At 70.4% G+C, this 25975-nt stretch carries 25 protein-coding genes and 1 pseudogene; 17 read left to right on the top strand and 9 right to left on the bottom strand.

The annotated features are described in order from the left end of the window. Nucleotides 1-193 precede the first annotated feature (193 nt). Together EKD16_RS18170 and EKD16_RS18165 are read right to left on the bottom strand one after the other, a co-directional pair. Nucleotides 194-433, bottom strand: coding sequence for a hypothetical protein (locus EKD16_RS18170; RefSeq protein WP_131099476.1), 240 nt, complete (start codon nt 431-433; stop codon nt 194-196). Nucleotides 434-439: 6 nt separating this feature from the next. Then, nucleotides 440-850: an ATP-binding protein gene (locus tag EKD16_RS18165; protein ID WP_131099475.1), complete on the bottom strand. Its 411-nt coding sequence runs from the start codon at nt 848-850 to the stop codon at nt 440-442. 147 nt (nt 851-997) lie between these two features. Here EKD16_RS18165 and EKD16_RS18160 point away from each other — a divergent pair, with 147 nt between their 5' ends. The 3 genes from EKD16_RS18160 to EKD16_RS18150 all read left to right on the top strand — a co-directional run bounded on the left by EKD16_RS18160 (nt 998) and on the right by EKD16_RS18150 (nt 3909). After that, on the top strand, nt 998-2596 hold the full coding sequence (locus EKD16_RS18160; protein ID WP_131099474.1) for an ISL3 family transposase: 1599 nt from the start codon (nt 998-1000) through the stop codon (nt 2594-2596). Between the two features lie 208 nt (nt 2597-2804). Next, nucleotides 2805-3731 (top strand): helix-turn-helix domain-containing protein, encoded by a 927-nt coding sequence (locus EKD16_RS18155; protein WP_131099473.1) that lies wholly within the window; start codon nt 2805-2807, stop codon nt 3729-3731. Continuing rightward, a complete protein-coding gene (locus EKD16_RS18150; RefSeq protein WP_131099472.1) occupies nt 3724-3909 on the top strand; it encodes a DUF397 domain-containing protein in 186 nt (61 codons plus the stop codon). Before EKD16_RS18155 ends, EKD16_RS18150 begins: the two co-directional genes overlap by 8 nt. 318 nt (nt 3910-4227) lie before the next feature. Here the strand turns inward: EKD16_RS18150 and EKD16_RS18145 are convergent, their stop codons facing one another. Both EKD16_RS18145 and EKD16_RS25865 read right to left on the bottom strand, forming a co-directional pair. After that, the gene (locus EKD16_RS18145) at nt 4228-4710 is read right to left on the bottom strand and encodes a TrmO family methyltransferase domain-containing protein (protein WP_207391343.1); all 483 of its coding nucleotides are present in this window, start codon (nt 4708-4710) and stop codon (nt 4228-4230) included. Nucleotides 4711-4782: 72 nt separating this feature from the next. Beyond that, nucleotides 4783-5385 (bottom strand): hypothetical protein, encoded by a 603-nt coding sequence (locus EKD16_RS25865; protein WP_207391342.1) that lies wholly within the window; start codon nt 5383-5385, stop codon nt 4783-4785. 1109 nt (nt 5386-6494) lie between these two features. Here EKD16_RS25865 and EKD16_RS25455 point away from each other — a divergent pair. From EKD16_RS25455 to EKD16_RS18125, 4 genes are read left to right on the top strand one after another with little or no spacing between them, the layout of a single operon-like run. Beyond that, the gene (locus EKD16_RS25455) at nt 6495-6662 is read left to right on the top strand and encodes a hypothetical protein (RefSeq protein WP_165498603.1); all 168 of its coding nucleotides are present in this window, start codon (nt 6495-6497) and stop codon (nt 6660-6662) included. A gap of 8 nt (nt 6663-6670) precedes the next feature. After that, entirely contained in the window at nt 6671-7891 is a 1221-nt protein-coding gene (locus EKD16_RS18135; RefSeq protein WP_131099470.1) for a JmjC domain-containing protein, read from the top strand. Next, the gene (locus EKD16_RS18130) at nt 7888-8619 is read left to right on the top strand and encodes an aldo/keto reductase (RefSeq protein ID WP_165498602.1); all 732 of its coding nucleotides are present in this window, start codon (nt 7888-7890) and stop codon (nt 8617-8619) included. Before EKD16_RS18135 ends, EKD16_RS18130 begins: the two co-directional genes overlap by 4 nt. Further along, complete coding sequence (locus EKD16_RS18125; protein ID WP_131099468.1) at nt 8619-9500, top strand: protein kinase family protein; 882 nt, start codon at nt 8619-8621, stop codon at nt 9498-9500. Before EKD16_RS18130 ends, EKD16_RS18125 begins: the two co-directional genes overlap by 1 nt. 188 nt (nt 9501-9688) lie before the next feature. Here EKD16_RS18125 and EKD16_RS18120 read toward each other — a convergent pair whose 3' ends face one another. Both EKD16_RS18120 and EKD16_RS18115 read right to left on the bottom strand, forming a co-directional pair. Next, on the bottom strand, nt 9689-9832 hold the full coding sequence (locus EKD16_RS18120) for a hypothetical protein (protein WP_242677036.1): 144 nt from the start codon (nt 9830-9832) through the stop codon (nt 9689-9691). Between the two features lie 587 nt (nt 9833-10419). Beyond that, a complete protein-coding gene (locus tag EKD16_RS18115; protein WP_207391341.1) occupies nt 10420-10650 on the bottom strand; it encodes a hypothetical protein in 231 nt (76 codons plus the stop codon). A 409-nt stretch (nt 10651-11059) separates the two neighbouring features. On the opposite strand from EKD16_RS18115, the gene EKD16_RS18110 reads away from it, so the two are divergent. After that, nucleotides 11060-11473 (top strand): biotin carboxylase N-terminal domain-containing protein, encoded by a 414-nt coding sequence (locus tag EKD16_RS18110; protein WP_341351844.1) that lies wholly within the window; start codon nt 11060-11062, stop codon nt 11471-11473. A gap of 72 nt (nt 11474-11545) precedes the next feature. On the opposite strand, the pseudogene EKD16_RS18105 reads toward EKD16_RS18110, so the two are convergent. Beyond that, a pseudogene (locus EKD16_RS18105) lies at nt 11546-12560 on the bottom strand (transposase). A gap of 178 nt (nt 12561-12738) precedes the next feature. Here EKD16_RS18105 and EKD16_RS18100 point away from each other — a divergent pair. From EKD16_RS18100 to EKD16_RS18085, 4 genes are all read left to right on the top strand, one after another. Beyond that, on the top strand, nt 12739-13527 hold the full coding sequence (locus tag EKD16_RS18100) for a hypothetical protein (RefSeq protein ID WP_131099466.1): 789 nt from the start codon (nt 12739-12741) through the stop codon (nt 13525-13527). A 261-nt stretch (nt 13528-13788) separates the two neighbouring features. After that, nucleotides 13789-14124 carry a hypothetical protein gene (locus tag EKD16_RS18095; RefSeq protein ID WP_131099465.1) on the top strand — a complete coding sequence of 112 codons (336 nt, stop codon included), beginning with the start codon at nt 13789-13791 and terminating at the stop codon, nt 14122-14124. Between the two features lie 5 nt (nt 14125-14129). Next, nucleotides 14130-16094, top strand: coding sequence for a hypothetical protein (locus EKD16_RS18090; protein WP_131099464.1), 1965 nt, complete (start codon nt 14130-14132; stop codon nt 16092-16094). After that, nucleotides 16091-17005 (top strand): PrgI family protein, encoded by a 915-nt coding sequence (locus EKD16_RS18085; protein ID WP_131099463.1) that lies wholly within the window; start codon nt 16091-16093, stop codon nt 17003-17005. The genes EKD16_RS18090 and EKD16_RS18085 overlap by 4 nt, the downstream gene beginning before the upstream one ends. Nucleotides 17006-17309: 304 nt before the next feature. Here EKD16_RS18085 and EKD16_RS26225 read toward each other — a convergent pair whose 3' ends face one another. Beyond that, the gene (locus EKD16_RS26225; protein WP_131099462.1) at nt 17310-17942 is read right to left on the bottom strand and encodes a CGNR zinc finger domain-containing protein; all 633 of its coding nucleotides are present in this window, start codon (nt 17940-17942) and stop codon (nt 17310-17312) included. 107 nt (nt 17943-18049) lie between these two features. Here EKD16_RS26225 and EKD16_RS18075 point away from each other — a divergent pair, with 107 nt between their 5' ends. After that, entirely contained in the window at nt 18050-19306 is a 1257-nt protein-coding gene (locus tag EKD16_RS18075; protein ID WP_131099461.1) for an MFS transporter, read from the top strand. A gap of 246 nt (nt 19307-19552) precedes the next feature. Here EKD16_RS18075 and EKD16_RS26620 read toward each other — a convergent pair whose 3' ends face one another. After that, the gene (locus tag EKD16_RS26620) at nt 19553-19729 is read right to left on the bottom strand and encodes a hypothetical protein (protein WP_207391340.1); all 177 of its coding nucleotides are present in this window, start codon (nt 19727-19729) and stop codon (nt 19553-19555) included. Between the two features lie 501 nt (nt 19730-20230). Here EKD16_RS26620 and EKD16_RS18065 point away from each other — a divergent pair. The 4 genes from EKD16_RS18065 (at nt 20231) to EKD16_RS18050 (ending at nt 25901) form a co-directional block, all read left to right on the top strand. Next, the gene (locus tag EKD16_RS18065) at nt 20231-21451 is read left to right on the top strand and encodes a sensor histidine kinase (RefSeq protein ID WP_242677035.1); all 1221 of its coding nucleotides are present in this window, start codon (nt 20231-20233) and stop codon (nt 21449-21451) included. A gap of 319 nt (nt 21452-21770) precedes the next feature. Beyond that, complete coding sequence (locus EKD16_RS18060; protein ID WP_242677034.1) at nt 21771-23057, top strand: sensor histidine kinase; 1287 nt, start codon at nt 21771-21773, stop codon at nt 23055-23057. Between the two features lie 131 nt (nt 23058-23188). Then, entirely contained in the window at nt 23189-23434 is a 246-nt protein-coding gene (locus EKD16_RS18055) for a hypothetical protein (RefSeq protein WP_131099458.1), read from the top strand. Between the two features lie 163 nt (nt 23435-23597). Further along, nucleotides 23598-25901, top strand: a complete 2304-nt coding sequence (locus EKD16_RS18050) for a TOMM precursor leader peptide-binding protein (protein WP_165498601.1) — start codon at nt 23598-23600, stop codon at nt 25899-25901. Nucleotides 25902-25975 lie beyond the last annotated feature (74 nt).

Genomic DNA, 25975 nt, shown 5'->3' with positions numbered 1-25975 from the left:
CCGAATCGGGAGATGACTCTAGCCAGCGCCGTCGGACCCGACAACCGGAGCCGGAGGATCTGAGGCGATGGAAAATGCCAACAAGACCACATGCGAGTGATGTCCAACTGCGCAAATGCCGCACTCCGGCGAACGAACCGCGGTTGCCAGTTGGCCGGCCCTACGGCTGCCCATCTGGAGAAGAGGGTTCCGTTCATCGGCGGTTGTCAGGCGGTCGGTCGGCTGTGAGGCTCCGCTCGACGGCGGCGATCTCGTCGAGGAGGCGCTGAGGCGTGGAGGCCGAACGCGGGACGATGCTCGCGGGACCGCGATGGAACGCCCAGAACGCGCGCGAGCCCGGTCCCCACATGATGAGCCAGCGCATCCCGACTTCGCGCTGCAGGGCGTACGCTGCCCGGTACCGCTCGCCATCCTCATCGACGTCCCATGCCATGGCGCCTTACCGCCCGAAGCTGGGGCTTCGGTCGAACAGCGCCCAGACCGTTGTCGGGAGTCCGGGAACCCCGTGCCAGCCCCAGTCGCGGCTGAGGCGATCCACGAGCACGAGACCTCGGCCGTGCTCTTCGAGCGGGTCGGATTCGGGCAGAGTCGGGTGCGTGGCCGGTTTTCCCGGCCGAGGGCCTTGATCAGTGACGGCGAGACGTATGCCGTCGGCCAGTACCGTCAAGTCGATTCGGACCCTGCCGCCCGGGAGTCCCGACGCCGTATGCGTGAGCGCGTTCGTATACAGCTCCGAAAGCGCCAACAGCACCGGATAGAGGCGGTCGTAGGGAACGCCGCTGGTCCGCCGGCACCAGCTCCGGGCGCGGGTGACCTGTTCCGGTTCGTGGCCGAAGAGGACGCTGCGCACGCTCGGCTCGCTCGAGGGGACGCGGCGGGGCAGCGACAACGGGGCGGGAGTAGCCGTTCCGGCGGCATCCCGTGGTCCATGTCGGGGCTCTGGCACGGATTCGATGAATCGCCTGCGGACGCCGGGTCGATCCCGCAATGATGCGGGGTGTCGTTCTCCTCCCTCTTCACACTGCTCTTTCCGCACTTGGCGGACCTGCGCATCGATGACGTGTACCGGGCTGGGCTCTCGGTACGGATCGCGGCCTCCACCCAAGCCGACGACGCCGCCTGCCCCGTCTGCGCGACCCGGTCACCACGCGTGCATAGCCGCTATGTGCGCCGCCTCGCCGACACTCCTGTCTCCGGCCGGGAAGTGCTGATCCACCTGGAAGTCCGCCGGTTCTTCTGCGATGAGCCCACCTGCAAGCGTCGGATCTTCGCCGAACAGGTCCCCGGTCTGACCGTGGCCTACGCCCGGCGCAGCCGGGGGCTGAGCGACGTGCTCGCCGGCATCGGCATGGCGCTGGGCGGTCGCGCCGGAGCACGCCTGGCAGCGCGGATAGCCGCGGCCGTGAGTCGGATGACGCTATTGCGCCAGGTACGCGCCACCCCGGAAAGCCCCGCGGATGTGCCCCGGATCCTGGGGGTTGATGACTTCGCCCTGCGCAAAGGCCACGTCTACGGAACCCTGCTGGTCGATGCCCAGACCCGACGCCCGGTGGAAGTGCTGCCCGAACGCTCGGCCAGGGCCGTCAAGGAATGGCTCATCCAGCACCCCGGGGTCGAGGTCGTCTGCCGGGACCGGGCCGGGTGCTATGCCGACGGCATCGCCCAAGGCGCTCCGGACGCGGTGCAGATAGCCGACCGCTTCCATCTGTGGCAGAACCTCGCCGCGGCCGTGGAACGGGCCGTCGCCCGCCACCGCCGCGACTTCCCGCCCACCACATCCGAACCGGCACCCACAACAACGCCGGCCGAGCCGCCCCCGGCCGAAACTCCCGGAATCCGGCAGGGGCCGCTGGCCGAACGCACCCGCCGGCGCCACAAGCAGATCCACCACCTGCTCGACCAGGGCCGCACCATCATGGAGATCGTCGGCGAACTCGATCTCGCCCGCAACACCGTGCGCCGCTTCGCACGCGCCGCAACCGTCGAGGACCTGCTGGCCCGCGACGGCACCGGCAAACGCCCCCGCCAGGTCGCGAGCTATGACGCCTACCTGCGCGAACGCTTCGCCCACGGGTGCACCAACGCCGCCGTGCTCTGGGACGAACTCCGCCGGCAGGGCTACAACGGGAGCTATGCGAGCGTGCGCGACCACATCCGCCCGTGGCGCCGCCACGCTGTGCCGCCTCCGGCGCCGGCCCGGCCGCCCACCGCCCGCCGGGTCACCGCCTGGATCCTCACCCATCCCGACCACCTCGAACATGAGCAGCGGTTGCAGCTCACAGCGGTGCTGGGCGCCTGCCCCGAACTGGCGCGCCTCAGCGAGCGCGTCCAGGGCTTCGCGCGCATGATGGCCCATCGGCAGGGCCACCGGTTGGAAGAGTGGACCACGGCGGCGCGGAGCGAACAGATCCCCGAACTCGACTCCTTCGTCCGCGGCCTGGGGCGCGACTGGGACGCTGTCGTGGCCGGGCTTACGCTGCCGCACAGCTCCGGCGTGGTCGAGGGCCACGTCAACCGGCTCAAGATGCTCAAACGTCAGATGTATGGGCGCGCCAACCCTGACCTGCTGCGCAAGCGCGTGCTGCTCGCTGTCTGATCGCAGGAGCCTGATGCTTCATCGAATCCGTGCCAGAGCCCATGTCGGCCCGACGTTGTCCGCTTGGTTCCAGCCACGCGGTTCACCTTCCTGTTGAGGACCGCAGTCGGTGGGCGGTCGAAACCTGCGACGGGACTTCGCGCGTCGGCCGGCTGCCGTGCGCTCCCGTCTGTGAGCACCACACTGCGGGCCGGGTGACATCCGCGCTATGGCCGCCATCGGTCACTCAAAAAACGTCGAATCCGGTGGCAGGCGGTGGCTGATCGGTGATCGTGTGGTGTCAAAAGCTGGGAAGTGCGGTGGAAGGCAGTGGATGGGACGTAAGAAGATCAGTCCGATGTGGAAGCGCTACGGCGCTGAGGTGCGTAAATGCCGTGACGCATGCGGATGGTCGCAAGGTCAGCTGGGGTCCCGGGTCGGGCTGTCCTCGTCTGCCGTCAGCCTTGTCGAGAGCGGATCGCTCAAGCCACAGACGGATCACGCCACAGCGCTCGACAGCGCGTTGGAGGCTGGTGGCCGGTTGCTCCGGATGTGGGAGAACTTCAACAGCCAAGGCCTCTTCCCAGCGGGCTTCGAGAAGTTCAGCGACCTTGAGAGCAAGGCGGTTGAGCTGCACGAATACCATGGCTTGCTGATTCCTGGGCTGGTTCAGACGCCTGACTACGCCCGCGCCGTGTTCATGGGGACCCAGCCCTGGGCGAGTGACGACGCAATCGACCGCATGCTCCGGTCCCGCCTGGAACGGCAACAGGCCGTCTTTGAGCGATCTGACCGGCCGATAGTCTTGGTGGTGCTGGACGAGTACGTGATTCACCGGGTCGTAGGAGACGAAGCTGTGATGAAGGCGCAGCTCAAGTACCTCATCGACTGCGTTGACGCACGCAAGCTGCGCCTCCAGATCGTTCCTCGGAGCACCCGGCTCCACCCCGGACTGGCTGGACCGTTCCGCGTCTACACCTTCGATGGGCGGCCCACAGTCGCATCCTGCGAATACTTCTTCGATGAGCAGATCATCGAGACGGAAGCGCAAGTCCGGCGGTGTGTCGCTACCTTCGATGCGCTCCAAGGTGAAGCGCTTTCGCCCGGAGGCAGTCTCGATCTGGTCAGGCAGGTTCTAGGAGATCTCCATGACTGAAGCACGCGAGTGGCACAAGAGCAGCTACAGCAACGGCAACAACGCGAGTTGCGTCGAGGTGGCGGAAGGTCAAACGGTGCTGGTGCGCGACACGCAGAACCGGACGCTGGGACATCTGGAGTACTCGGCCGATGCCTGGGCGGCGTTCCTTCGCGACGTCAAAGACGGCCACCTGTAACAGCTCGTTCGTCCGTCCCCACAGGCCCCTGGTATGTACAAGCCCGGCGACGGAGGCAGGCGTGACGGTCGCTGCTGACCTGCCAAGGCGGGGCGTCGTCGATGCCGCAGCGACGCCCGACCGCACCCGCCACCCCTCCGTCTGGCAGCGCCATGCAGCCGACCCGCCGCCCCTATCGCGCAATAGAGTGACACCGACGTCACCGGAACCCCGAGGCCTTGGCGTCCCTATCAGCCCCGGAGTGACACGAGCGCGTCCGGAGGCACCGCGGTCGGACAGTGGCGTCTACGGTCCGACTGGTTGGCCGGCTTCCGTCTCTCAGCGTTCCGTCGCGTCGCGCCAGTAGTCCGCCAGCATCTCGCTCGGCCATGAGGGCTGTGTCACCGGGCCGCGCGGCAGCATCTCCTGGAAGACGGCCACGAAATCGACGATCGGGGTGCCGTCGTCGGCGTCGAGGTCGGTAACGCGCAGCTCGCGTCCCTGCACGCCGAGCAGCCGCGGGAACGAGGTGGCGAGGCGGGCCGGACGCCGGTGGTTGTGGTGGACGAACGTTCCCGTGGCGGGCCAGTCCGGGTTGTCCCTGGGGGCCCGGGCGTGCAGGGCGACGTCCTCGGGCGCTCCCTCGCTGAAGAACCAGGTCACTTGAAGGTGGCTGAATTCCTCGATCCCCTGGAGCGTCTCCAGCGGGTACTCGGGAGCGAGCCGGATGACCGATTCGATCCCGCCCTTGAAGTCGTCGAGGCGTCCTGTGGCGCCACCGACCACGGTGGCGACGACGGGAACCTGGATGTGCTCGGCCACGCGCATCTCCTCAAGTCCGATCGCAGGGCATGAACGGCCCCGTGGGCCCGGTACCCCGTGGGCGTCGCCCGGTCAGGTTACTCGCCCGAGCACGTGGCGGGCCCGCTCGTCGAGATCGGCGACCGCCCCGATACCGCGTTTGCGGTAGGGCGAGAGCATCCGCCGCATGGTGACCACGGTCTCTCGGGCGCGGCCCGACTGGACGTCCTGCATGACGTCCAGTGCCTGGTGCCAAACGTGGCAGGCGGCTTCCACGCTGCCTTGCTGTGCCTCCAGGGCACCGAGGTAGCCCAAGGTCACGGCGTGGGTCCGGCTGAACGTGTCCGCTTTTCTTGTGCGGACGCTGCGTTGGAACTCGGATTCGGCTCCGTTGAGTTCGCCGAGAGCCCATAGCGTTCGTGCGGTCTCATGGGCGAGGGCGGCTTCGGAGAAGAACCAGACGCGGCTCGGTTCGTCGTCGCCTGGCTTCGCAGCGCCCAAGTCGTCCTCGGCGCGCAGGAGGGCTTTCCTCGCCTCTCGCCCTCGCCCGTGGGTCGCCAGGCTCCGGGCCCGGACGACTCCGAGTAGCGCGCGTTCGCGCTGGGATGCGCGGGTGTAGCGCCGGCCTTCGACGGACGCTCCGGCGAGTTCGACCGCCTGCTGGGGGTATGCGAGATCGGCGGCTTGGTGGGCCATGGCGCGCAGCACATGGCCGGCCAGGGGGCGTCACCGGCTTCGGCCGCCAATTTGGCCGCGAGGGTGAAGTACCGGCGCGCCTCTTCGTGCAGGGAGGCGTCGAAGGACATCCAGCCCGCGAGGTAAACCGCTTCCCCAGCGGCCGCGAAGAAGCCGCTTCGCGCGTCCTCGCTGGAGAAGGTGCCGCCCAGGTAGGAGGCGACATCGTCGTAGATGTACTGGTGCAGCGCCGTCCGGCCGTCCACGCCGCCCTGACGCTGGTCCCGTCGGGAGAAGAACTCGGTCACTTCGCGGACAGCGTCGGCCGCCGCTGCTCCCACCCGTCGGCCGGTCCGCGGGGCTCGGGAACGAGCTTGTGCCGGGGCTTGGTCCCACCACCGCTGCCGCGGAAGCACCAGGCCGCCCACCGAGTACGCGGCTCCGGCAAGCAGCCGACGGCGATCCACATCCACGTTCGCGCTCCCGAGTTCTACCAGCGCGGTCAGCGTATCGGTATGCCATTCGCAAGCGCCGGTACCGGGGGTGTCCAGCGAGTCCAGTCCGATCTCGGCGGGCGTGACAGGGCGTTGAAGTCGGCGGGACAGCGCCTCGCACAAGATGCGGGGCGCCCTCCCGGAGGGATGCGTACCTGCGATCCACATTGCGACATGCGAGCGCGTGACGGACCGGAGCTCTTCCGCGCCGGTCTCGGAGGCGACACGGACGACGGCCGCCGCGACTTTCGGTTGGGACCATCCGGTTTCCGCGATGACAGCGGCAAGTTTCTCGTTCCGCTCGCGCGCCATGTTGCGCCCCCGTTCCACCGATCTTCGACGGGTTTGACGGCATCCCCGGCCGTTCGGGGATACCCAACCGGTTCTCTGCGCGGTTCACTCAGTGTCGACCCAATCACCGATGCCCATTCCCGGAAGGAGGCCGGTGAACCACGCCCGGATATCCGGGCACATGACACGCGTTAGCCCAGATCATCAGAAAATCCGCAGTTCACGCCGGGCGCATGTTCTACGGATCCGCCGTAGACGATTACCGGCCGGTCCCGCTTCCACCCGCCGTACCCACACCTGCGCTGATGGCAGGCGGGACTGCGAAAGAGAAGAGAGGAACACCGCATGAGCGAATCCGTATCCAATCCCACGCCACCCGAGGACGGCCTCCTGCTCATGGTCGAGGAAGTCGGCGCTGCCCATGACCGTGTCGGCGCGGAGCACTCCGACCCCACGGGCACCTCGGCCGGCGATGACGGCGAGAACCGCGACCTGAACCTTCCCCGGGAGTAGGAGTAGCCATGGAACACCGGCTCGTCACCGCCCTTGAAAAAGCGTTCGGCTGGGACGGGCCGGGTTCCGTGGGCGTGGAGTTCGCCCGCGGAACCCTGGCCGAGTCCGAACTGCTCACCCGGTTGATGACTCCCTACCGGCTGCTGGAGACGATCCAGCGCCGCTACCTGTACAACCCGCAGCTCCGCTGCTACTCCGGCGGCCAGGAACTGCACCCGTCCCGATATCTCACCACCGCCGTCAGTCGACGCAAACAGGCGGTCCAGCAGGCGAACATGGCAGCGCTGGGCGCCGTCCTGGATGCCGGCGGCACCGTTGTACTGGACGGGGTCGACACCTTCGACCCGACCATGGAAGTCGCCTGCCGAGCGCTGGGATGGTGGTCGGGGGAACTGGTCTCGGTGAACTGCTATCTGGCCGTGGGCGATACCCCGGGCTTCGACCTGCATTGGGACGACCACGATGTCATCGTCGTGCAACTCTCCGGAGAAAAGCACTGGCAGGTCCGCGGCCCCTCACGCCCGGCCCCGATGTACCGCGACGCCGAGCCCAACGTCGACGTGCCTGAAGACATCGTGTGGGAAGGATGCATGTCCGCCGGGGACGTGATGCACATCCCGCGCGGATGGTGGCACACCGCGATCCGCGTCGACTCCGGAAGCACCGGCCACTCCCTGCACGCCACGTTCGGCTTCACCAAGCGCACCGGTGTCACGTGGGCAGGCTTCCTGGCCGACGCCGTCCGCGGCGACACCGAGTTCCGCCACGACCTGGAGAGCGCTCGGGGCCCGCGCGATGATGAACGGCTCGTGGCCAAGCTCGCGGAGGCGGCACACGCCAATCCGCCCGCACGGTATCTCGACCAGGTCCGCGCGGAGACCCCACCGGCTCGCCACACGCCCCTGATCACTGCGCTGGGGGCGTCGGTGCCGACGGACGTGGTCGCCATCACCGAGTTTCCGCCCCGGATCACCGTGGATGACGACGCCGTGCAGGTCATCTGCGGCGGCAAGCGGCTCACCTTCCACCCCCGCGCCGAACCGGCACTGCGCCCCCTGCTGTCGGGACACTCGGTCCGCATCCACGGCCAAGACGAGGCCCTCACGACCGTGGCCGCACATTTGATCGAGGAAGGCCTATGCGCTCCCCTGAACGAAGGACTGTCCTCGGGCTATACCGGACTGGTCCCCGACGCGATCTACTCGAATCCGCCCTCGACCTCGGTGTGAACAAGCTGGACACCGCCGCCAACTACCAGCAGCACACCGCGCATCGGAGCCTGGCACACGCGGCAGGCGACCTCATCGGCTCCTTCGAGATCAGCACCAAGGTCGGCTTCTTCCCCGAGGGCCACCGCTTGGCGCCCGCCTCGCTCAAGGCAGCCATCCAGCAGATCCCCGAGGACTTCGGCCGCCTCCCGGACACGGTGCTGCTGCACAACCCCGAAACCTCGGCGACGGGACTCGGGCGGGCCTGCCAGACGCTGGCGGAGATGACCGACGCCGGATACTGCCGCGCCTGGGGAATCTCCTCCTGGAGCCCGCACAAACTGGCGATCGACGACTCGGACATCCCCCGCCCGGATACGGTGCTCGTACGCGCCGGCCTCAGTGCACCCGCCCCGGTGCTGGAGGCCGCCGAAACCCTCGCCTCCCGCACGGGCGCCCGCCAGGTGTGGGGCATGGCGCCCTTCGGCGGCAGCGCCGCCGATCCGCTCTGGTCCACGATCGACACCTCGCTCCTCGTGCCACCCCAGCAGCAGGCGACACCCCTTCAACGGGTGGCGGCGGCGGCCTTCGCTCTACCCGCAGCGGTGGAACGGCTCTGCGTCGGCACGAGTTCGGCCGCGCATCTGTCCGAGATCGTGCACGCTGAGGGCCTGAGCCTTTGTCCCGAAGCGATCGAGAAATACCGCGGCCTCCTGCGCCGCCGAGCCGAAAGGATCAGTACCGCCTAATGCCGCCTTCGCAGGACACCAGCACCCCGCCACGCGGGTTGGACGACCTCTCGGCCGTGGACCTCGACGACGTGCTGCACCAGGCCCGCACCCGCCTGGGCCGCGACCTGGGTGGGGCCGCCGCCCACTACGGCCGGGCCAACGGCACCGCGGGCTTCCGCACCGACGCCGGCACCTGGGTGCGCCTGTCCTGGCGGCACAGCACCCGCCTCGACCCCTCCGCCTGGATCGGAACCGAGGCAGCGGCGGCGGCGATCAGCGACCGCGTTCCGCGCCCCGGCTGGATCGCCGCCGCCACCTGGTCCGACACCGACCGTCAGGTGGTGTGGCGGGCCGAGGAGACCACCCTGGCCCCCGCCCTCGCCCTCTCGACCACCGGCGAGATCACCATCGACCCCCACCTGGACCCGGGGTGGTGGCACGGTCTGGCGACCGCGCTGGAGACGCTGGCGGCCCACACCACCGACCGCACCGCCCTGGAACCCGCCCACCTCACACGCCGCATCCACGAGATCTACGGCCCGAGCATCGACACCCGCATCCCCGACGGCGAATGGGCCTGCGCCCACGGCGACCTGGGGTACGCGAACCTCACCGGCCCCGAGCTGATGCTGCTGGACTGGGAGAGCTGGGGCATGGCCCCGACCGGGTGGGACGCCGCCTGCCTGTGGTCGGCCTCGCTACGGGTGCCCCATGTCGCGGACGAGGTCCTGCGCCGGTTCGCCGGGCCGTTGTCTACCCGCAGTGGGAGGTTGTGCCGCCTGCTGCTGTGCGCCAACATCGCCCGCGCCACCCGGCGCCTCGGACGCGAACTGCCCGCGACCGGCGCGGCCGCCGCAGCCGCCGAGACCCTCCTGGACGACCTCGCCCACATTCCCTGACACGCCCCTACCGTCCGGGTACTGGAGGGGGCCCGTCCCCATCGGGTGCGCGCCCCCGCCCCTGGAGCCGCCCGTCGGTGAGCACCTCGCCCATAGCCCGCCGGAAATCGGTATGGCGAACCTCCGCCCTCCAACACAACCGAGCCCCTGAACCTGCACGGTCAGGGGCTCTCGGCTATCGGGCGGGTCTACCGCCGCTGCACCTCCGCCGCCAGCCGCCGAGCCGCACCCACGGCGTCCTCACCTGACCACCACACCGCCCGCCCGTCCGCGTCGCGCCAGGTGAAGGCTCCGGCCACCGCCCACACCGTCACCCCACCAGGAAGCGACAACACCGACATCTTCGGATCCGCCGAGCCGTAGACCCGCCGCATCCCCAGCCGCCGCAGCTCCCCGAACAACGCCCGGACCGCCGAGGCCGCGTCCCACCCGGCCGGAGCCCGCCCCGCGGGCGCCACCCGCGGCCCGGTCCAACCGGCGGGCACCGCCCCGGGCCCTGCCCGTCCCCCGGCCGCCGTCGCGGCTGCAGGGCGTTCAGCGGCCCGCTGCCCGCAGAACGCCCGCCTGGGCGCCCCCGACCCGCGCGGCACCGGCCGCATCAGCCCCAACGGGCCCGTGTCACCAACCGCCGCCGTCGTGGTTGCCGCCATGAGTCCACCTCCCGATCCGGCGCCGCCGTCTGCGGCGCAACCGGGACCATGAACGCGTTACTCCAGGTCAGCCAGCAACACAATCACGAAAAGAACCTTCGCCCACGCGGGCGATTTCGCCCGCGGCCTGATGAAGCGAAGCGGAATCCCAAGTGGCACGGTGAGCACGCGGGGACGCCCCAACAACATTTCCGAAATCGCCTATGTGTCTCTCCGCAGGACGGACTTCTCCGATTCAGGAGCCAACCGCCATACAGAGAGACCGGAGCTCAGGTGCCCGTTGTGTCCGCGTCCTGCCCATTGAGTGACTCGGCGATTGCGGCGAACTCATCCAGGGCCGCCTGCAAGTCCTCGACGATCTCGGCTGCGATCACCTCCGGCGGTGCCAGGTCCTCGACCTCGTCAAGTCCGGGGTCATGCAGCCAGGTGATGTCAAGGTTGGCCTTGTCGCGGGCGACCAGCTCTTCGTAGCTGAACGGCTTGAACCGCTCGGACTCCACCCGCGCCGTACGGTCTTGTCCTGGCCGGTAGCAGGCGATGAAGTCGTCGAGGTGGGAACGGGTGAGCGGGTTCTGTTTCAGCGTGAACCGCCTTTAGAGTTGCAATGCTCGAGCGGGGACTCATACATCTGCATAGGAATGTCAGGCAGTCTGCTTGGCAATATTCTCGGAAACAAGGCCCACAAACGGGCTGCCGCTGAGATTAGTCGATACGTGCAGGGCCATCGTCGGGCGATGGCCAAGTCGGAAGCGCAGGAGCCCAAGCACTCGATGAATCTCAATATTCTCTTGATGCTTACCCTCCTTGTTTCCAGTAATTTTGTCTTTTGGATTTTGGGCTAAGCTTTATTCTTGGATCCGAATTCTGCGGTGGTGTAAATTCTTCGATTGCGTCCCACTGACCTCTAACATGCATGAGCCTTCGCCCGTGGGGATGGTCGGCCCGCCACTGGTGTTCAAAGCGGCATACGCCGGGCGGGGCGCAGTGCATGTCGCCCGTTCCTGCCGGGACGCCGGGATCGCGAGCGCGGCGGTCTACGCCGCTTCCGACTGCGCCGCCCTGCACGTTACAGTGCTCGCTGAGGCCCACGTCCTCGGCGAGGATAGTCCCGTCGAGGTATACCTCGATGAGGGCAGGCTAATTGAGGGGCCAGCGCACTCTGGCGCCGATGCTGTGCACCCGAGTTGCGGGTTCCTATCCGAGTTCCGTAGCCCCTATTACCATGGATCTTTCATGAGGCTGCGCCGCCGAAATGACCGACCCGGTCCGTGCTCCACCAGCGGGCGGGATAGGACCCGTCCGGGTATGGGTTCAGCCCGATGAGCTCGGGTGGGGCGCCGGAGTCCACGGGCTCCAGGATGGACCTTTCGTTTCGTCGATGCGGTACACGCCGCCTCAGGTCGGGGCTTGCAGGAGCAGCAGCCGCTGGATCGCGCCGGTCAGCACGTCGGACCACGGCCAGGTGCGGTTGAACCGCAACAGCCTGCGGCGGCCGGTGGCCACCAGCCGCCCCGTGGCGCTGAACAGGCGAAAACGCAGGCGCTTGGGGACCCACCGGCGGGCCTCAGCCCGCTCAAACCGAGCATCTGGGCCCAGGCCGTCAGGTCCAGGGCCAGCAGGACCAGCTCCAACCAGATCCGGTTGGCGGCGAAGCCGGGCAGGACAGATTATGTGCGCCCGTCTTTGGCGGCGCGGATGCGGTCCTCGCAGCGGGCGCGGCGGCGGTGGCGCAGTTCGAGATCGGCGAGTTGGCCGGTCGGGGTGTTGGTGGCCAAGCAGGTGATGCGGTTGCCGTCGGCGTCGGTGATGCGCGGCTGTGCGCCGGGATGAGTGCGCTGGGCGCGCACGATCAGCCGCATCCCCTTCGGTCAGGAGCTCAGGTCGACCATGTGGGTGACCTCGCAGATCCAAGCGCCCTCGCGGGGGCGTCCGTCGGCGTTGTAGGCCGGGCTCCAGGCCGCGGCGGGGATGCGGCTGATGGCCGTGTGGATGTCGGCGGTGATGGTCACGGGCACCGAAGAGGACAGCCACCGCCCCGAGCGGGTGAGCCAGGCGAGGAAGGCGTGGTGCCGCCAACGGTGTCGGCGCGGATCGCGGCCAGGGCGGTGATGGTGCGCGAGACGGTGGCTCCCGAGGCCACGGGCCCGTACAGGGCGGGTTTCGGCGCGCAGCAGGCCCGCATCGGCCAGGAAGTCGCGGCTCAGTGCGAGGGCGATGGCCACATCGGTGCAGGTCTTGGCGGGATCGTACAGGGCTGTGGGTTTGCGCCAGCGGGCCAGGGCGGCGCAAATCGCCGTGTCGAGGCCGGTGGCGCGCACAAACTCGGTCAGTAGCAGGCCGCCGGCCTAGAGGCGGTGCCGTTGCCGTCGACGGTGGGCTGCACGCGAGGGTAGGACTGGGTAGTCTTCATTTGATCCGCCGACGGCCTCCTCGGCGTATCTGGTCTCACGCCGGGTGTGTCGCCGGTGTGTCCACGGTCGGTGGGCGCAGTGTCGGTCGGCTGTTGTCGCATGGTCGGTGGTGTGTCCACCGGGTTCGTTGTGGTGGGGCGCGGAATCGACGCCGCGTCTGAGAGAGGCCCCGTTCTCATGGACACCGACACCGCCGCGACAATCGCGCCGCTGCGCGCGGCCGAGCACGCCTTCGCCCGCCTGGCCGACGACCTGTGGCTCACTCCGGAGGCCGTGTCCGAGGGTCCGGACGCGGGCGGACCCGTGCCCCCCGCGGTCATGGACCTCCAACAGGTCCGGACCTGGCTACTGGAACCCTCGACGAGCCACCGCGACCGCGACCGGGCCTGGCGCCGGATCATCACCCGCGCCCGGGACGAAGAGCAGTGGATGGTGGCCGCGATCGGGCTGGCGCTGCCCGGGCTGCGCGCCGCGGCCCGGCGGGCCACCCGCGGGCTGGATGCGGCCGCGGCCGCCGATGTCGAAGCCGAAGTCCTGGCCGGGTTCGTCACCGCGGTCGGCGCGGTCAACCTGGAGTGGACCCGGCTGGTGTGGCGGCTGCGGTGCCGCGCCCAGCGCGCCGGGATGCGGGCCCGCCACCGCGAGGACCGCCACCCCCGCCTGCCCGAGCAGCTCAACGAGTCGGCCGCGCCGCGGCCCCCCTGGGGCCACCCCGACCTCGTGCTGGCCGATGCGGTGGCCTGCGGGGTGATCACGGCGGGCGAAGCGCAGCTGATCGGCGAGACCCGCCTGGCCCGCACCACCCTGCATCGGGTGGCCGCCGACCTGGGCGCGGGGTACAAGACCGTGCACAAGCGCCGCCACCGCGCCGAGGCCCGCTTGGCCGCGGCCATCGCGGCCGGCGCCATCGGCGCCCGCGTGAGCGCCCCCACCGCCGGTGCGGGTGGTTCCGTCCCGTCGCGCTGAATCCCGGTGCCGCCCGTCTGGTTCCGGCGGTGTCGATTCCGCCGGGGCCCGTGGCGAGTTTTGCGGAGTGAGTTCGGCGCCGCCCGCGGGGGTTGCTGCTCGCGCCCTGACAGCACCCGCCCGCCTGTTGCCGCCTTGTGGAAGGGAGGAGGCCCGCACCGGGCGGCGCCGGACTCCACCCCGTCTCCGACAGGAGGTGCACAGGTGACACGCCCCCGATCTGCATCGAGGTCCCGCGCTCGGGGCCATGGCCGCCTCGCGGTGCGCACCGCCGCCGTGGCCGCTGCGGCCGGGCTCCTGCTGGCGGTGCCCGGCGCGTCGGCGGCGCTGGCCCAGGGCGGCGGCCAGGGCACGCAGGAACTCATCGACGTCGTCCAGCGCATCCGCCAGGTCATCATCGCGCTGCTGGCCGCGCTGGCCACCCTGCTGCTGACCGTGGGCGGGCTGCGGTGGCTGCTGGCCGGCGGCGACCCCGGCGAGACCGACAAGGCCCGCCGGTCGTTGATGGGCGCCGCTTTGGGCTATCTCATCGCGCTGCTGGCCACGGTGCTGCTCGACGTCCTCGAGTTCATCGTGGGCGACGTGGGGGGCGGGTGAGCCCCGTGGCCCTCCTGCCCGCGCAGCCGCGCCCGCCCGAGCCCGAAACCGGGGTCGAGCCCAGCCCGCCCGCCGCGCCGCCGACTAACCCGTCACCGAGCCCCTCGCCCGCCCCGCCGCCCGAAGAACCCGAGCCGGGTTCGGGCCCCGGTGGCGGCGACAACAGCAGCGGCGACGGTGGCGACAGCAGCGGCGGTGGCGGGGGGTTGGATGTGCCGGAGGAGTTCGCCGACTGCGGCGCGCTCGAGGTGAGCTGCCACGTCACCAACTGGTTCTACGACCTGGTCGTCCAGTCGCTGGAACCGCTGATGGGCTGGCTGGGCTCGCGCGCCTTCCACACCCCGCGGCCCACCGGCGGCATGGAAACCCTGTGGCAGGGGGTGCTGGAGGCCACCAGCGTGCTCTACGTCCTGGCGATCCTGGCCGGCGGCGTGGCCGTCCTGTGCCACCAGAGCCTGCAGCAGCGGTATTCGGCCCGCGAGATCCTGCCCCGGCTGGTGGTCGGCTTCGTCGCCGCCCACGCCTCGCTGTGGATCTGTGAGGAGATGATCCGCGGCGCCAACGGCATCGCCGCAGGTGTTGCGGCGCTGGGCATCGACGCCGACCGGGCCGCGCAGCGGTTTAACGACCGGCTGTCGACGCTGGTGGTCGATGCGACGCTGTTCGTGATCCTGCTGCTGGTGGCCCTGGTGGTGCTGCTGGTGGTGTGGTGCGTGATCGAGGCGGTGCGCATCGTCATGGCCGTCACTCTGGTGGTGGCCGCCCCGCTGCTGCTGGCGTTTCACGCCCTGCCCTACACCCAGCGGCTGGCGTCCTTGTGGTGGCGGTGCATGGCCGGGCTGCTGGCGGTGCCCATCGCCCAGAGCCTGGCGTTCACGGCGTTCATGCGCGTCATCTTCCAAGGCGAGGTCCACGTCGTCGAGGGCGGCGGCCAGGGCCTGGTCACCATCGCGCTGTTTCTGACGCTGCTGTATCTGCAGGTGCGGGTGCCGTTCTGGGTGTTCCACCTGGTGTGGCGGCCCAACGTGGGCTCCTCCCCGCTGGCCTCGGCGGCCCGCACGGCGGTGATGGCGCTGGTGTTCCGCAAGGTGCTGCCCGGCCGCGGCAGCGGCGGTGCTGCCGCGGGGGCGATGCGCCGCGGCGGCGGCGGTGGTGGTGCGGGGGCGTCCGGTGGCGGGCGGCGCCCGCCACCGCGCGGACCCGGCCCGGCGGGCCGGGCGGGCTCCCGCGGGGCCGCGGCGAAAGGAACACGCGCCTCAGCGGCAGCCGGGCGCAGCACCACCGCGAGCGGCGCGCCCGGCAGCGGTTCCGGCGAACGGGGCGCGGCTGCTGCTCGGGGCGCGCTCCGACATCCCCACCCGAGTGGATCGCACCCGAGCTCGCCGGTGCGCCCGCCCGGAGCCGCCGCGCGCCCGACCACAGGGGCGAACCGTCAGGGAGGTTCCATGCCCGCATCCGAGCCCGAGGGCCGTCCCGTGCAGCTGTCGCTGTTTCCCGGGCCGCGGCGCTGGCGCCAAGGGGTGCTGCCGACCCCGCCACCGGCCCGGGTCTCCGGCAACCGCTCCACCCAGCGGTGGGGCGACACGCCGCCCGCCCGGCCCGAAGAGCCGCCGCGGGCGGGGCGGGGCCAGCAGCCCCTGTTTCCCGGCCCGCGCCCGCCAACCTCGGCGCGCCGGCCGGGTCCGCCGCGCGCCGCCAAGCCCCCGCCACCGCCGCGCCGGGGAACCCAGCGGTGGGGCGAGGTGGAAGGCCACGACCCCCAGCAGGAGCCGCGCCGGCCCGGGCGCGGCCAGCAGTCGCTGTTCGCCGCACCGCAACGCCGCACCCCGGCGGCCTCCTCCAGCCCGGAACCGGAGCCGGATCCTGCGGCGCCGCGCCGTCGGCCCGCACCCAACCCGCGCGACGGACCCGCCCGCCCCCGCCCCCAAGCGCCGCGCCGCACCAACCGCCGAAAGGACGACGACCAGTGAGCACGACCGAGACCGGGACCCGCTGGCGCACCCAGATCCCCGCCGACATCGACCGGCCCGCCCCCCTCATCGCCGGGCTCTCAGCCCGCCAACTCCTCCTGCTGGCCCCGCTGGCGCTGGCCGCCTGGGGGCTGCTGTGGCTGCTGCGCCCGCATCTGCCGCTGTGGGCCCTGGGCCTGGCCGTGGCCCCGCTCGTGGGCACCGGGGTGGCGGTGGTGGCCGGCCACCGCGACGGCCTCAGCCTGGATGCCCTGGCCTGGGCCGGACTGCGGTGGTGGCGCGCACCGAAACGCCGGGTGGGCGCCCCCGGCGGCATCCGGCACCTGCCCGCCTGGGCCCCGACACAGGGCCGCCACCCCGCCCTGGCGCCGCTGCGGCTGCCCGCCCGCGCCATCGGCGAGGACGGCACCATCGACCTGGGCGAGCGCCACGCGGTGATGGTGGAGTGCTCCACCCTCAACCTCGCCCTGGCCTCCTCCGGTGAGCAGGACGCCGCCATCGGCGCCTTCGCCGGCGTCCTGCACACCCTGACCGAGCCCGCCCAGATCCTGGTGCGCGCCCGGCGCCACGACCTCACCCCGCTCATCGACCTGCTGGGGCAGCGGGCGCCCGCGCTGGCCCACCCCGACCTGGAGCAGGCCGCCCGCGACCACGCCGTGTGGCTGGCCCGGCTGCAGGCCGACCGGGAGCTGCTGCAGCGCCACCTGCTGCTCGTGCTCACCGCCACCGGCTCCCACGGGGGCGGATTGGCGGAGCGCGCCGAGGACGTCACCACCCAACTCGGCGCGCTGGGCCTGCGGGCCCGGGTGTGCAACGGGGAGCAGGTGTGGGCCTACCTGCACGACAGCCTCCACCCCGACCCCGACCCCGCGACCCACCCCGGAACCGATATCGCCGAGGAGGCGATGTGAAGCAGCTGCTGCACCGCCTGGCACACCCGTTGGGCTCTGGGCGCCTGGGCGGGCCCGCCGTCGAGATCGGGCCGCGCCGGCTCACCATCGACAACACCTGGACCCAGACCCTGATCGTGACCGGCTACCCGCGCGATGTCGGCGCCGGGTGGGCCGAACCCCTGCTCACCTACCCCGGCCGCTGCACCGTCGCCGCCCACTCGGTGCGGCCCGCAGCCGCCGCACTGCCGCCCCGAAGCCGCGTTACCACACCTGCCCGCCTGGGCGTGACACGCGCGCGTCCGACAGGGCGGACCCCGCCGACTCAGTTCCGGCCGTCCGGGTCATGGCGTCGGCGCCGGCCGTGCCGGGCCACCCGCACGCGGTTCCCGCAGGCCGGGCTGCACCACTCCCGGCGGGGGTGTGACTTCACGAAGAACAGAATGCACCCGGGCGCCTGGCACGCGCGTAGCCGACTCCGCAGGGAACCGGTCATCACGGCCATGCCGTTGGAGGCGATCTCTCCGGCGGCGACCCGCATCGAGTCGGCCGTCTGCCACCGGCGCACCGCCGTGACGGGGGCGTCGGCGAGGAGTTCGCTCCAGTGGGCGGCGTCGCGGGCGTGCCGGTTGACCGCGGCGAGGGCGTCCTCCGGAGGGACTCGGTCGGCTGTCACCGCCTCCAGGCAGTCGCGCAGCGCCTGCCGCAGTCGGCGGAACGCTGCGAGCTGGTCCGGCGTGCTGCGAGCGGCGGACACGGTCGCATACAGGCCCGGATCGAATGCCTCTGCGTGCTCGCGTAACCAGCGGTCCAGCTGGAGTGGTTCGACGAGCACGTCGACGAGCCGGCCGCGCAGCCCTCCGTCGATGAACGTCGTGTTCACCAGGTCCAGGGCGAGCGGTTCGCCGCTGAGCGGCACGTTCGTACCCAGCTGCGGGGATCCTCGACTGGCCTCCATGAGCTAATGCTAGCTGCACCTTGATCCCGTTGCCGATCCGTGGAAAGCTGCACCCGGAGATGCTAATGGAGACATGGACATCAAAACATTAATTTGAGGAGATCGGGATGGCACGGGAGCACACACGACCGTTCCTCGGGCCGCGCATCGTTGCGGTCGCCTTCGCTTCTCTGACCGGCGCTTTCGGACTGAACCTGGCCTACGGCCAGTTCTTCGCCCCTCTGACGCGGCAGTTCGGCTGGGGCCTCGACGTGCTCAGCGGCACCGTCGCGGTCAACATGATCGTGTGGGGTCTGATGCAGCCGGTGATGGGGCGCCTCATCGACGTGTTCGGCCCCCGCACGGTGATGACGGCCAACGCGGCGCTGATGGGCGTCTCGTTCGTCCTGCTGGCCGGGGTCCAGCAGGTGTGGCAGTTCGTTCTCCTGGCCGGCGTAGCCGCGGCCATCGGCTTCGCCGGGTGCAGCTCGATGCCCGCGTCGGTGCTGGTCGCCCGCTGGCACGTGCGCGGGCGCCCGCAGGCGCTGGCGCGCAGCTCGATGGGGATCAACGCGGGCCAGCTCCTGCTGCTCCCCCTCGCCGGCGTACTGATCGCCGGGCCCGGGTGGCGCGCGGCTTTCCCGGTCCTGGGCGCTGTGATGCTCGCCCTGGTCGCTCCGGTCATCTGGTTCGGCTCCCGCGACCATCCCGCTGACGTCGGGCAGCGGCCCGACGGGGCGCCGGCCGCGGCGGCGCCTCCGGCCGCGGGCGCCCGCATGGGCCAGGCACTGGCGGACGGGCAGTTCTGGCTGACCAGCCTGAGCTTCGCCGGCTGCGGTTACTCGCTGTACATGTTCACTACCCACATGCCCAAGTTCGCCGTGGAGCTGGGCGGATCGGCTTCGGTCGGCGGATGGCTGATGGCGCTGGTCGCGGTATGCAGTGCGGCCTCCATGTGGGCGAGCGGGCAGTGGGCCGCGCGCCGCTGGGGCAAGCGCCGACCGCTGATCGCGCTCCACCTGGTGCGCGCGGCCGGATTCGCCGTCCTCGCCCTCGCCGACAGCATTCCGCTGCTCGTCCTCGGAGTCGTACTGTTCGGCGTGTCGTCCTTCCCGGTGATTCCGCTGACCACCGGCGTGATCGCCGACCGCTTCGGTGCGGGGGCGATGGGCGGCATCCTCGGCTCCGCATGGCTGCTGCACCAGCTCGCCGCGGGCGCCGGAGTCTTCCTCGGCGGCCTGCTACGCCAGGCGACCGACTCCTACGCCGCCTCCTTCGCCAGCGGCGCCGTGGTGCTGCTGGTCGCAGCGGTGCTGGCGGCCACGATCCGCGAAGGACGGGCAGCCGATCCCGCCGAGGCACCGACCCCTGCCGCAAAGACCTGAAAAGTCACCGGATAACCCTGTCTGCGCAGTACACCCATCGGGGATAGCGGGCCGGACGAGACCCGCGTTTCGCCGGGGAGAGTAGAACATCCCCGTCACGGTCGCTTGGTATGTCAAGCCCCGGGTTTCGTGGACAGTGGGTTAGCTGGTTTCCAGGGTGAGTTCTGGGACGGCTGCGGCGGTGTGGAGGACCTCGTGCTCGGCCAGGGGTGATTCAAAGTCGTTGATCGTCTCAGTTCTCGCCGGTCAGGCGAGCTGGTTGCGCTTGACCGTGAGGGTGTAGTCGGCCCCGCGCTGCTCGGTGAGGTAGCGGGCGGTGGCCCTCTGGGTGTGCAGCGCGTCGGCGGTGACCACGGCCCCGCCGATGTCGATGGGGCCCAGCAGGTCCTGTACGGCGGCGATCTCGCTGGTCTCGTCTGCCACGGGGACCGGGGGCGTGGGCAGACTGGTGGGGCAACGGAGTTCCTGTGGAGCCGGAGAGTGATGTCCCCCCGCTTCTACATAGCTCCGTTGTTGTATGTCGGCCGATTGCCGCGATCGTCATGATGCCGTGACCTGCTTCATCGCTCTCACCAGACGACTTCGAATCAGCCCTGGATGCGATCCGGTGGGTCTCCTACGCGTGCTCCACCCGCCCGCTCGATCTCATCGGGCTCGCCTGACCGGCGAGAACTGAGACGATCAACGACTTTGAATCACCCCTGCTGGGAACTGGGTTCTCATGGTGAAAAAGCCTCACTGTTCCTTACGGCGAGAGAGCGCTATCCGCATCCCGCATCCCAATACCGAAAGCTTCCCTGAAGGACGTGTCGCTTTCACGATTCGAGGGTTTCTCTTCACGGAGTTATATACTAGTTTGCTCTTCGGCGTCAGATCCGTCCGCTCTACGGAAGCGGGCGGACGTGCGCCCGGTATTGGAGGCTGGTGGCCCTGATCGGTGAGTCCGCGGACAAGCAGCGGAGCGGTGACGGCGCGGGGACCTCCGCCGAACGGGTCATCCCGCCGCGGCTCGCCTGGACCATCACCGCGGCCGTGTTCGGCGGCCAGTGCCTGGCGTCCTTGGGCCAAGTGCTCGTTCGATACCCCGATCTGCTGCCCCGCGCCGTCGCCGCGATTTGCATGGCATCCCTGTTCACTCTGCAAATGCTGCACTGCGGGTGGGCCGTCCGTCCGGACCTATTCCGCCGGACCCGTGCGACGTTGGCCGTCCAACTGGTGCTGGCTTTCGCCCCGCTCGGCTTCTACGGCTCCACCTGGATCGCCATGCCCGCCTTCTTCGCCGGCAGCGCCCTGCTGGTGCTGCCCGGGCCGCTGGGCTGGGCCGCCTTCGCCGGCGCCCTCGCCGCCATCACAGCGGTGCAGGGCGTACTCACCAGCGACCCGACCGTGTCCTTCTACACCGCGGTTGCCACGACCAACCTGAGCCTGGCCGTCTACGGAGTCTCCTACCTACACACCGCAGTGGAGCGGATGCGATCGGCGCAAGACCGCCTGGCCTCCGCCGCGGTCGCCCGAGAGCGTTTGCAGTTCTCCCGCGAGCTGCACGACCTGCTCGGCCACAGCATCTCGGAGATCATCATCAGGGCCGAGCTGGCCCATCGCCTGATGCCGCACCACCACGATCGTGCCCAGGCAGAACTGAACGAGATTCTGAACATCGGCCGGCAGGCGCTCTCCGACACCCGCTCCTTCTGCTACGACTACCGGGACCTCTCGCTCGATGAGGAGTGCCGCTCGGTGCGCACCGCTCTCTCCTCCGCCGGTGTGGCGCTGGACCTGCACACCGACCACCGGGACATACCGACGCAGGCGGGCACCTTGGTGGCGACGCTTCTGCGCGAGGGCGCCACCCACGTGCTGCGCCACAGCACGGCCAGGAACTGCACGATCACCGTTGAGCAGGGGGCGGGCACGGTCACCGCCGAGATCGTCAACGATGGGGCGGGCAAGACGCCGTCCGGGGGGAAGGCGCCACTCGCCGAGGGGCTGCAGAGCCTGGCCGAGCGCGCTTCCCGGCTCGGCGGCACGATGACGGCCCAATACCTGCCCGGCCGTCGCTTCCGGCTCCGGCTGGTACTCCCCACGGCGAAGCGCTCACGGGCGCCTCTGAACATGCGAAGGACACCTTCTGAGCTCGGACTATAACGACTGCCGAGGCCCCCTGGCCCGCGAGCGGGACCGCCATCAGGCTCAGATGCGCAGGGCTGGATACCGCCGTCGGCAAGCAGCCCGATCATGAAGACCACGATCTACAACTGGAGTACTGGGGATTGTTCCCGAATCGGACCGCCGGACCCCTGCAGCGGGAAAGAGGGGGGCACTTCTCCGGAATGTCCGACCACCGCGATACTTTTGTCGGGACTCCGGCGGCCCGCATCCCGCTTGGCCGATGCATGCACATCCGAATACGGCCACACCGGCGAGCGGTCTTGGCGGACATCACCTTTACGAAAGGACCGACGCCGTGACGACCCGTCCGAGCGCCGCCGACCCCGCTACGAGCGGGAGTACGCCAGAATCGACGACGGGCACCGCCCACGACGATACGGCCGCGGCCACCGAAAGCGGGGCCCCCCGGAGCGCCTGGGCCCTGTCCACGGCGGTCGTGGTCGGCTTCTTCCTCACCCAGTGCCAGCTCGCCTACTCGCGACCGTTCACCCTCGCGGAGAGCATCGCCGTCATCACCTGCCTGGTGCTCCAGCTCATCCTGCAGCTTCTCGTGGGCCTCTGGTTCGGACGCCCCGACCGGCGTGCGGCCGCACACGCCGCCCTTGCCGCACACGCCGTGCTGGTGCTGGTCCCCTCAACCCTGCTCCCGGACGCGTGGATGGGGGTTCCCGGCTATCTCGCCGGAAGCGTTCTCCTGGTGCTCTCCTCCCCTGCCGCGGCCTGGACCGCCTTCGCCGCCGTGATCGCCGCCGTGGCCATCATCCACGGCGCGTTGAGCCCGGTGGAGGCCACCGCTCCGGGCGGGCTGTTCTTCGCCCCTCTGCGGGCAGCGGTGATCGGACTGATCGTCTTCGGGCTGACCCGGTTCCGCAAGATGGTAGTGGACCTGCACGAGGCGCGCACCGCGCTCGCCGAGGCCTCCATCGTGCGCGAACGCCTCCGGTTCGCCCGGGACCTGCACGACCTGCTGGGGTACAGCCTCGCCGCGCTCACCCTCAAGGCCGAGCTGGCCCACCACTTGATCCCGCGCCACCACGGCAGGGCCCAGGGAGAGGTGAACGAGATCCTGGACATCGGTCGGCAGGCACTGGCCGACGTGCGCTCGGTCGCGGACGGTTATCGGAACCTCTCCTTGGAGGAGGAGTGTCGATCGGTGCGGGCGGTACTGACCACGGCCGGGGTGCAGGTGCGAATGCGGACCGAGTACGGCCACCTACCCACTCAGGTGAGCACGGTGATCGCCACGGTCCTGCGCGAAGGGGCCACGAACCTGCTGCGTCACAGCAAGGCCGAGAACTGCGCGATCACCATTCGCGAGGTGGAGGAGAACGTCGAGGCCGAGATGGTCAACGACGGCGCGTCGGCGACATCCGGCCCCGGTGCGGGCGGCTCATCCAGCGGGCTGGAGAACCTGGCGACCCGGGCCGAGGCCTTAGGCGGTGGGCTCACCCACGGGAGTACCCCTGACGGGGTCTTCCGGGTCGCGGTGGTGTTGCCCCGGCGGCCGGACACCGCCGCGCTCCGCGCAGCCCGGGGGCAGTCGGCGGGCACCGCGGAACCGGGCGCTGAAGTGGCGGGGTAGCCGCCCGGGCACCGGCACGACAGCCTCTGCCCGGCTTCTTCTCTCGTTTTCGGGTGCCATTAGGGATTCATGCCCGCACAGGTGATGCGTGCACTATCCCCTACCGCCCCGTTGTCCGGAGAATCATCACCGTGCCCATCAAAACGAGCCTGACGGAAGAGACGGTTATGGCGCTCGCCGGTATACACTCCCCCTCTGCGACCACCGACCACTCCGCCGAACTGGTCATCGACGTCTTCGACAACTGGAACCCGTCCGCGAACCCCTCGGTCACTGCCTCCTGCGTCCTCAGCCGCCAGGCCGGGCCCCGGCCGCTCCGCTCCGCGGCACCAGCCGGTGGCGAGCCGACGCACCGCCACCCCGTCTCGAGCGCCTAGCTCCGGGCGGCCCCGAGCCTGTCCGCGGACGACGGCGGCCGCACGGGGCGGGTGGTGCCGAACGAAGGAGTCAGCTCGTGCGGAGCGCCCGAGGGCTGCCAGCTGCCCGGCACCCGGCAACGGAACCGCTCCGCACAGGACCGTCCCGCACTCTGGAGGCGTCATGACCGCTTCGACAGCCGCGGACGACGGCAACGGGGAGCCCTTGGGCTTCAAGGCCGGACTACGTGCCGAGGTTCTCTCGGGAGAGAGGGTTTACCTGTTCTCCGAGAGAGGCGTCACGACGCTTCGCGGACCGCACATGGGGGCTCTCGCCCCACTCCTCGACGGCACCCGCGACCTGCACGCCCTCAAGCGCGACGCGCCCGCTGACCTGGCCCCCGGGACGGTGGAGTCCATGATCGGCCGACTCCGCGACGCGGGCCTCGTCGGCGCGCGGTCCGCTGTCCCCGGCCCCGACCCCGGCCTCGAAGACATCTACTGGGAGGCCGCTGGTCTGGAGCCGCACACCGCCGCCGCGGGACTGGCCTCCGACCGTGTGCAGCCGGTAGCGGTAGGTGGAACCGACGCCCGCGCCGCCGCCCGCACCCTGGCGGCCACCGGCGTGCACACCGCGGAGATCCTCGCGCACACCGCCGCCGATATGCCCGCTCTGGACGCCGACGCCACGCTTAGCGTGGTGCTCTGCGACGACTACCTGAACGCAGCACTGGAGGACGTGGATGCGGCGCATCGGTCCGCCGGCCGCCCATGGCTGCTTGCCCGCCCTGCGGGGACCCGGCTGTGGATCGGCCCCGTCTTCACCCCTGGCCAGGGCGGCGCGTGCTGGCACTGCCTGGCCCACCGGCTGCGGATGCACCGCCAGGACGAACTGAGCGCCTGGCGCGACCTGGGTGGGAGGCACCCGGTAGCACCGCCGACCGCCGCGCTGCCCGCGCTGACTGCGGCCGCACTCAATCTGGTCTCCCTGGAAGCGGCCAAATGGGTGGCCGGCTACCGGGACGCCCATCAGCGGTCGGTATGGACCATGGACAGCGTCACCCTGCGCGGAGAGGAGCACGAGCTGCGCGCCCGCCCGCAGTGCCGAAACTGCGGCGACCCTGCTTTGATGCGCGCACAGGCTCGGCGACCGGTAACGCTGCGCGTCCGCCCCGCCGCCGACGACACCGGCTACCGCTCTCGCCCGGCCCAGGACGTGCTGGACGACTTCGGTCATCTGGTGAGCCCAGTCACCGGGCTGGTCAAAGGGCTGCGCCGGGTACCGGGCACGCCGACCGGGTCGTTCGCCTACCACAGCGGCCCCAACGCCGCCGCCGACGAGAGGGAGGCGGGCGGACTGCGCTCCGCGGCCCGCGCGGAGAACGGCGGCAAGGGCACCACCGACCTGCACGCGCGGGTCAGCGCGCTGTGCGAGGCGCTGGAGCGGCACAGCGGATCTTGGCACGGCGACGAGCAGGTCGTCCGCGGAAGCTACGCGAAGCTGGCCGACAGGGCCGTACATCCCGACGCGTGCATGCTCTACGATTCGCGCCAATACCGCGACCGGCACCGCTGGAACGCCGAGCACGGGGCGTTCCAGTACGTGTGTGATCCGTTCGACGATCACCGCCCCTTGAATTGGACCCCGGTGTGGTCGCTGACGGGGGAACGCTTCCGGCTGTTGCCCACTGCGATGCTGTACTTCGGCGCACCCGGCGAGCCCGAATGGACGCCGGTACAGGCCGACTCCAACGGCTGCGCCGCCGGGACCAGCCTGGAGGATGCCGTCCTGCAGGCGGCGCTGGAGTTGGTGGAGCGGGACGCGGTCGCGCTGTGGTGGTATAACCGCACCCGCCAGCCCGCGGTGGATCTGGATGCCTTCGCCGACCCGTGGGTGGAGCGGATGCGGGCGTCCTTCGCCGCGCTGGGGCGCCAACTGTGGGTCCTGGACGTCACCTCTGACCTGGATGTGCCAGCGATGGCGGCGGTGCACCGGCGTATCGAGGGCGGCCCCGAGCGGGTGATGTTCGGTTTCGGCGCGCACCCGGACGCTTATGTGGCGTTGCGCCGCGCGGTGGCTGAGGCCTGCCAGCTGCTGCCGCACTGCCAAGATCCGGCCGCCTGGGAGGACCCTGACGCCGCCGCCTGGCTGGACGGACCAGGCACCCGGGGCGCGCCACACCTGCTGCCTGCCGCGCACCTGCGGATGACGGTTCCGCCAGACCGCGGCGTGCAGCCCTGCGACGACCTCGCTGCCCAGGTACGGCGGCTGCGGGACCGCTTCGCCGAGCGAGGCATGGAGATGCTCGTTCTCGACCAGACTCGGCCGGACATCGGCCTCCCGGTGGCCAAGGTCGTGGCCCCGGGGATGCGCGGCTTTTGGTCCCGCTTCGCCCCTGGCCGAATGTTCGACGTGCCCGTGAAACTCGGTCGTCTATCGAAACCTACCCCGTACGGGAAGCTCAACCCGGACCTGATCTTTCTCTGAGGTACCGACGCGTTCCTACGTCCAGCGCAACGACGTGCCCCTGGGACGAACGCCGTGCCCGCCGACTTCTCGCC

Source organism: Streptomonospora litoralis (assembly GCF_004323735.1).
Classification (GTDB): domain Bacteria; phylum Actinomycetota; class Actinomycetes; order Streptosporangiales; family Streptosporangiaceae; genus Streptomonospora; species Streptomonospora litoralis.
This window is presented reverse-complemented; position numbering and strand designations above follow the sequence as displayed.

Bases quoted from the DNA above. Each gene is read 5' to 3' on its own strand.
- EKD16_RS18135 (WP_131099470.1), top strand. From the start codon at position 6,671: ATGGAACACCGGCTCGTCACCGCCCTTGAAAAAGCGTTCGGCTGGGAC.
- EKD16_RS26225 (WP_131099462.1), bottom strand. From the start codon at position 17,942: ATGGAGGCCAGTCGAGGATCCCCGCAGCTGGGTACGAACGTGCCGCTC.
- EKD16_RS18050 (WP_165498601.1), top strand. From the start codon at position 23,598: ATGACCGCTTCGACAGCCGCGGACGACGGCAACGGGGAGCCCTTGGGC.
- EKD16_RS18100 (WP_131099466.1), top strand. From the start codon at position 12,739: ATGGACACCGACACCGCCGCGACAATCGCGCCGCTGCGCGCGGCCGAG.
- EKD16_RS18125 (WP_131099468.1), top strand. From the start codon at position 8,619: ATGCCGCCTTCGCAGGACACCAGCACCCCGCCACGCGGGTTGGACGAC.
- EKD16_RS25455 (WP_165498603.1), top strand. From the start codon at position 6,495: ATGAGCGAATCCGTATCCAATCCCACGCCACCCGAGGACGGCCTCCTG.
- EKD16_RS18150 (WP_131099472.1), top strand. From the start codon at position 3,724: ATGACTGAAGCACGCGAGTGGCACAAGAGCAGCTACAGCAACGGCAAC.
- EKD16_RS25865 (WP_207391342.1), bottom strand. From the start codon at position 5,385: ATGGCCCACCAAGCCGCCGATCTCGCATACCCCCAGCAGGCGGTCGAA.
- EKD16_RS18075 (WP_131099461.1), top strand. From the start codon at position 18,050: ATGGCACGGGAGCACACACGACCGTTCCTCGGGCCGCGCATCGTTGCG.
- EKD16_RS18170 (WP_131099476.1), bottom strand. From the start codon at position 433: ATGGCATGGGACGTCGATGAGGATGGCGAGCGGTACCGGGCAGCGTAC.
- EKD16_RS18155 (WP_131099473.1), top strand. From the start codon at position 2,805: ATGGCCGCCATCGGTCACTCAAAAAACGTCGAATCCGGTGGCAGGCGG.
- EKD16_RS18110 (WP_341351844.1), top strand. From the start codon at position 11,060: ATGCATGAGCCTTCGCCCGTGGGGATGGTCGGCCCGCCACTGGTGTTC.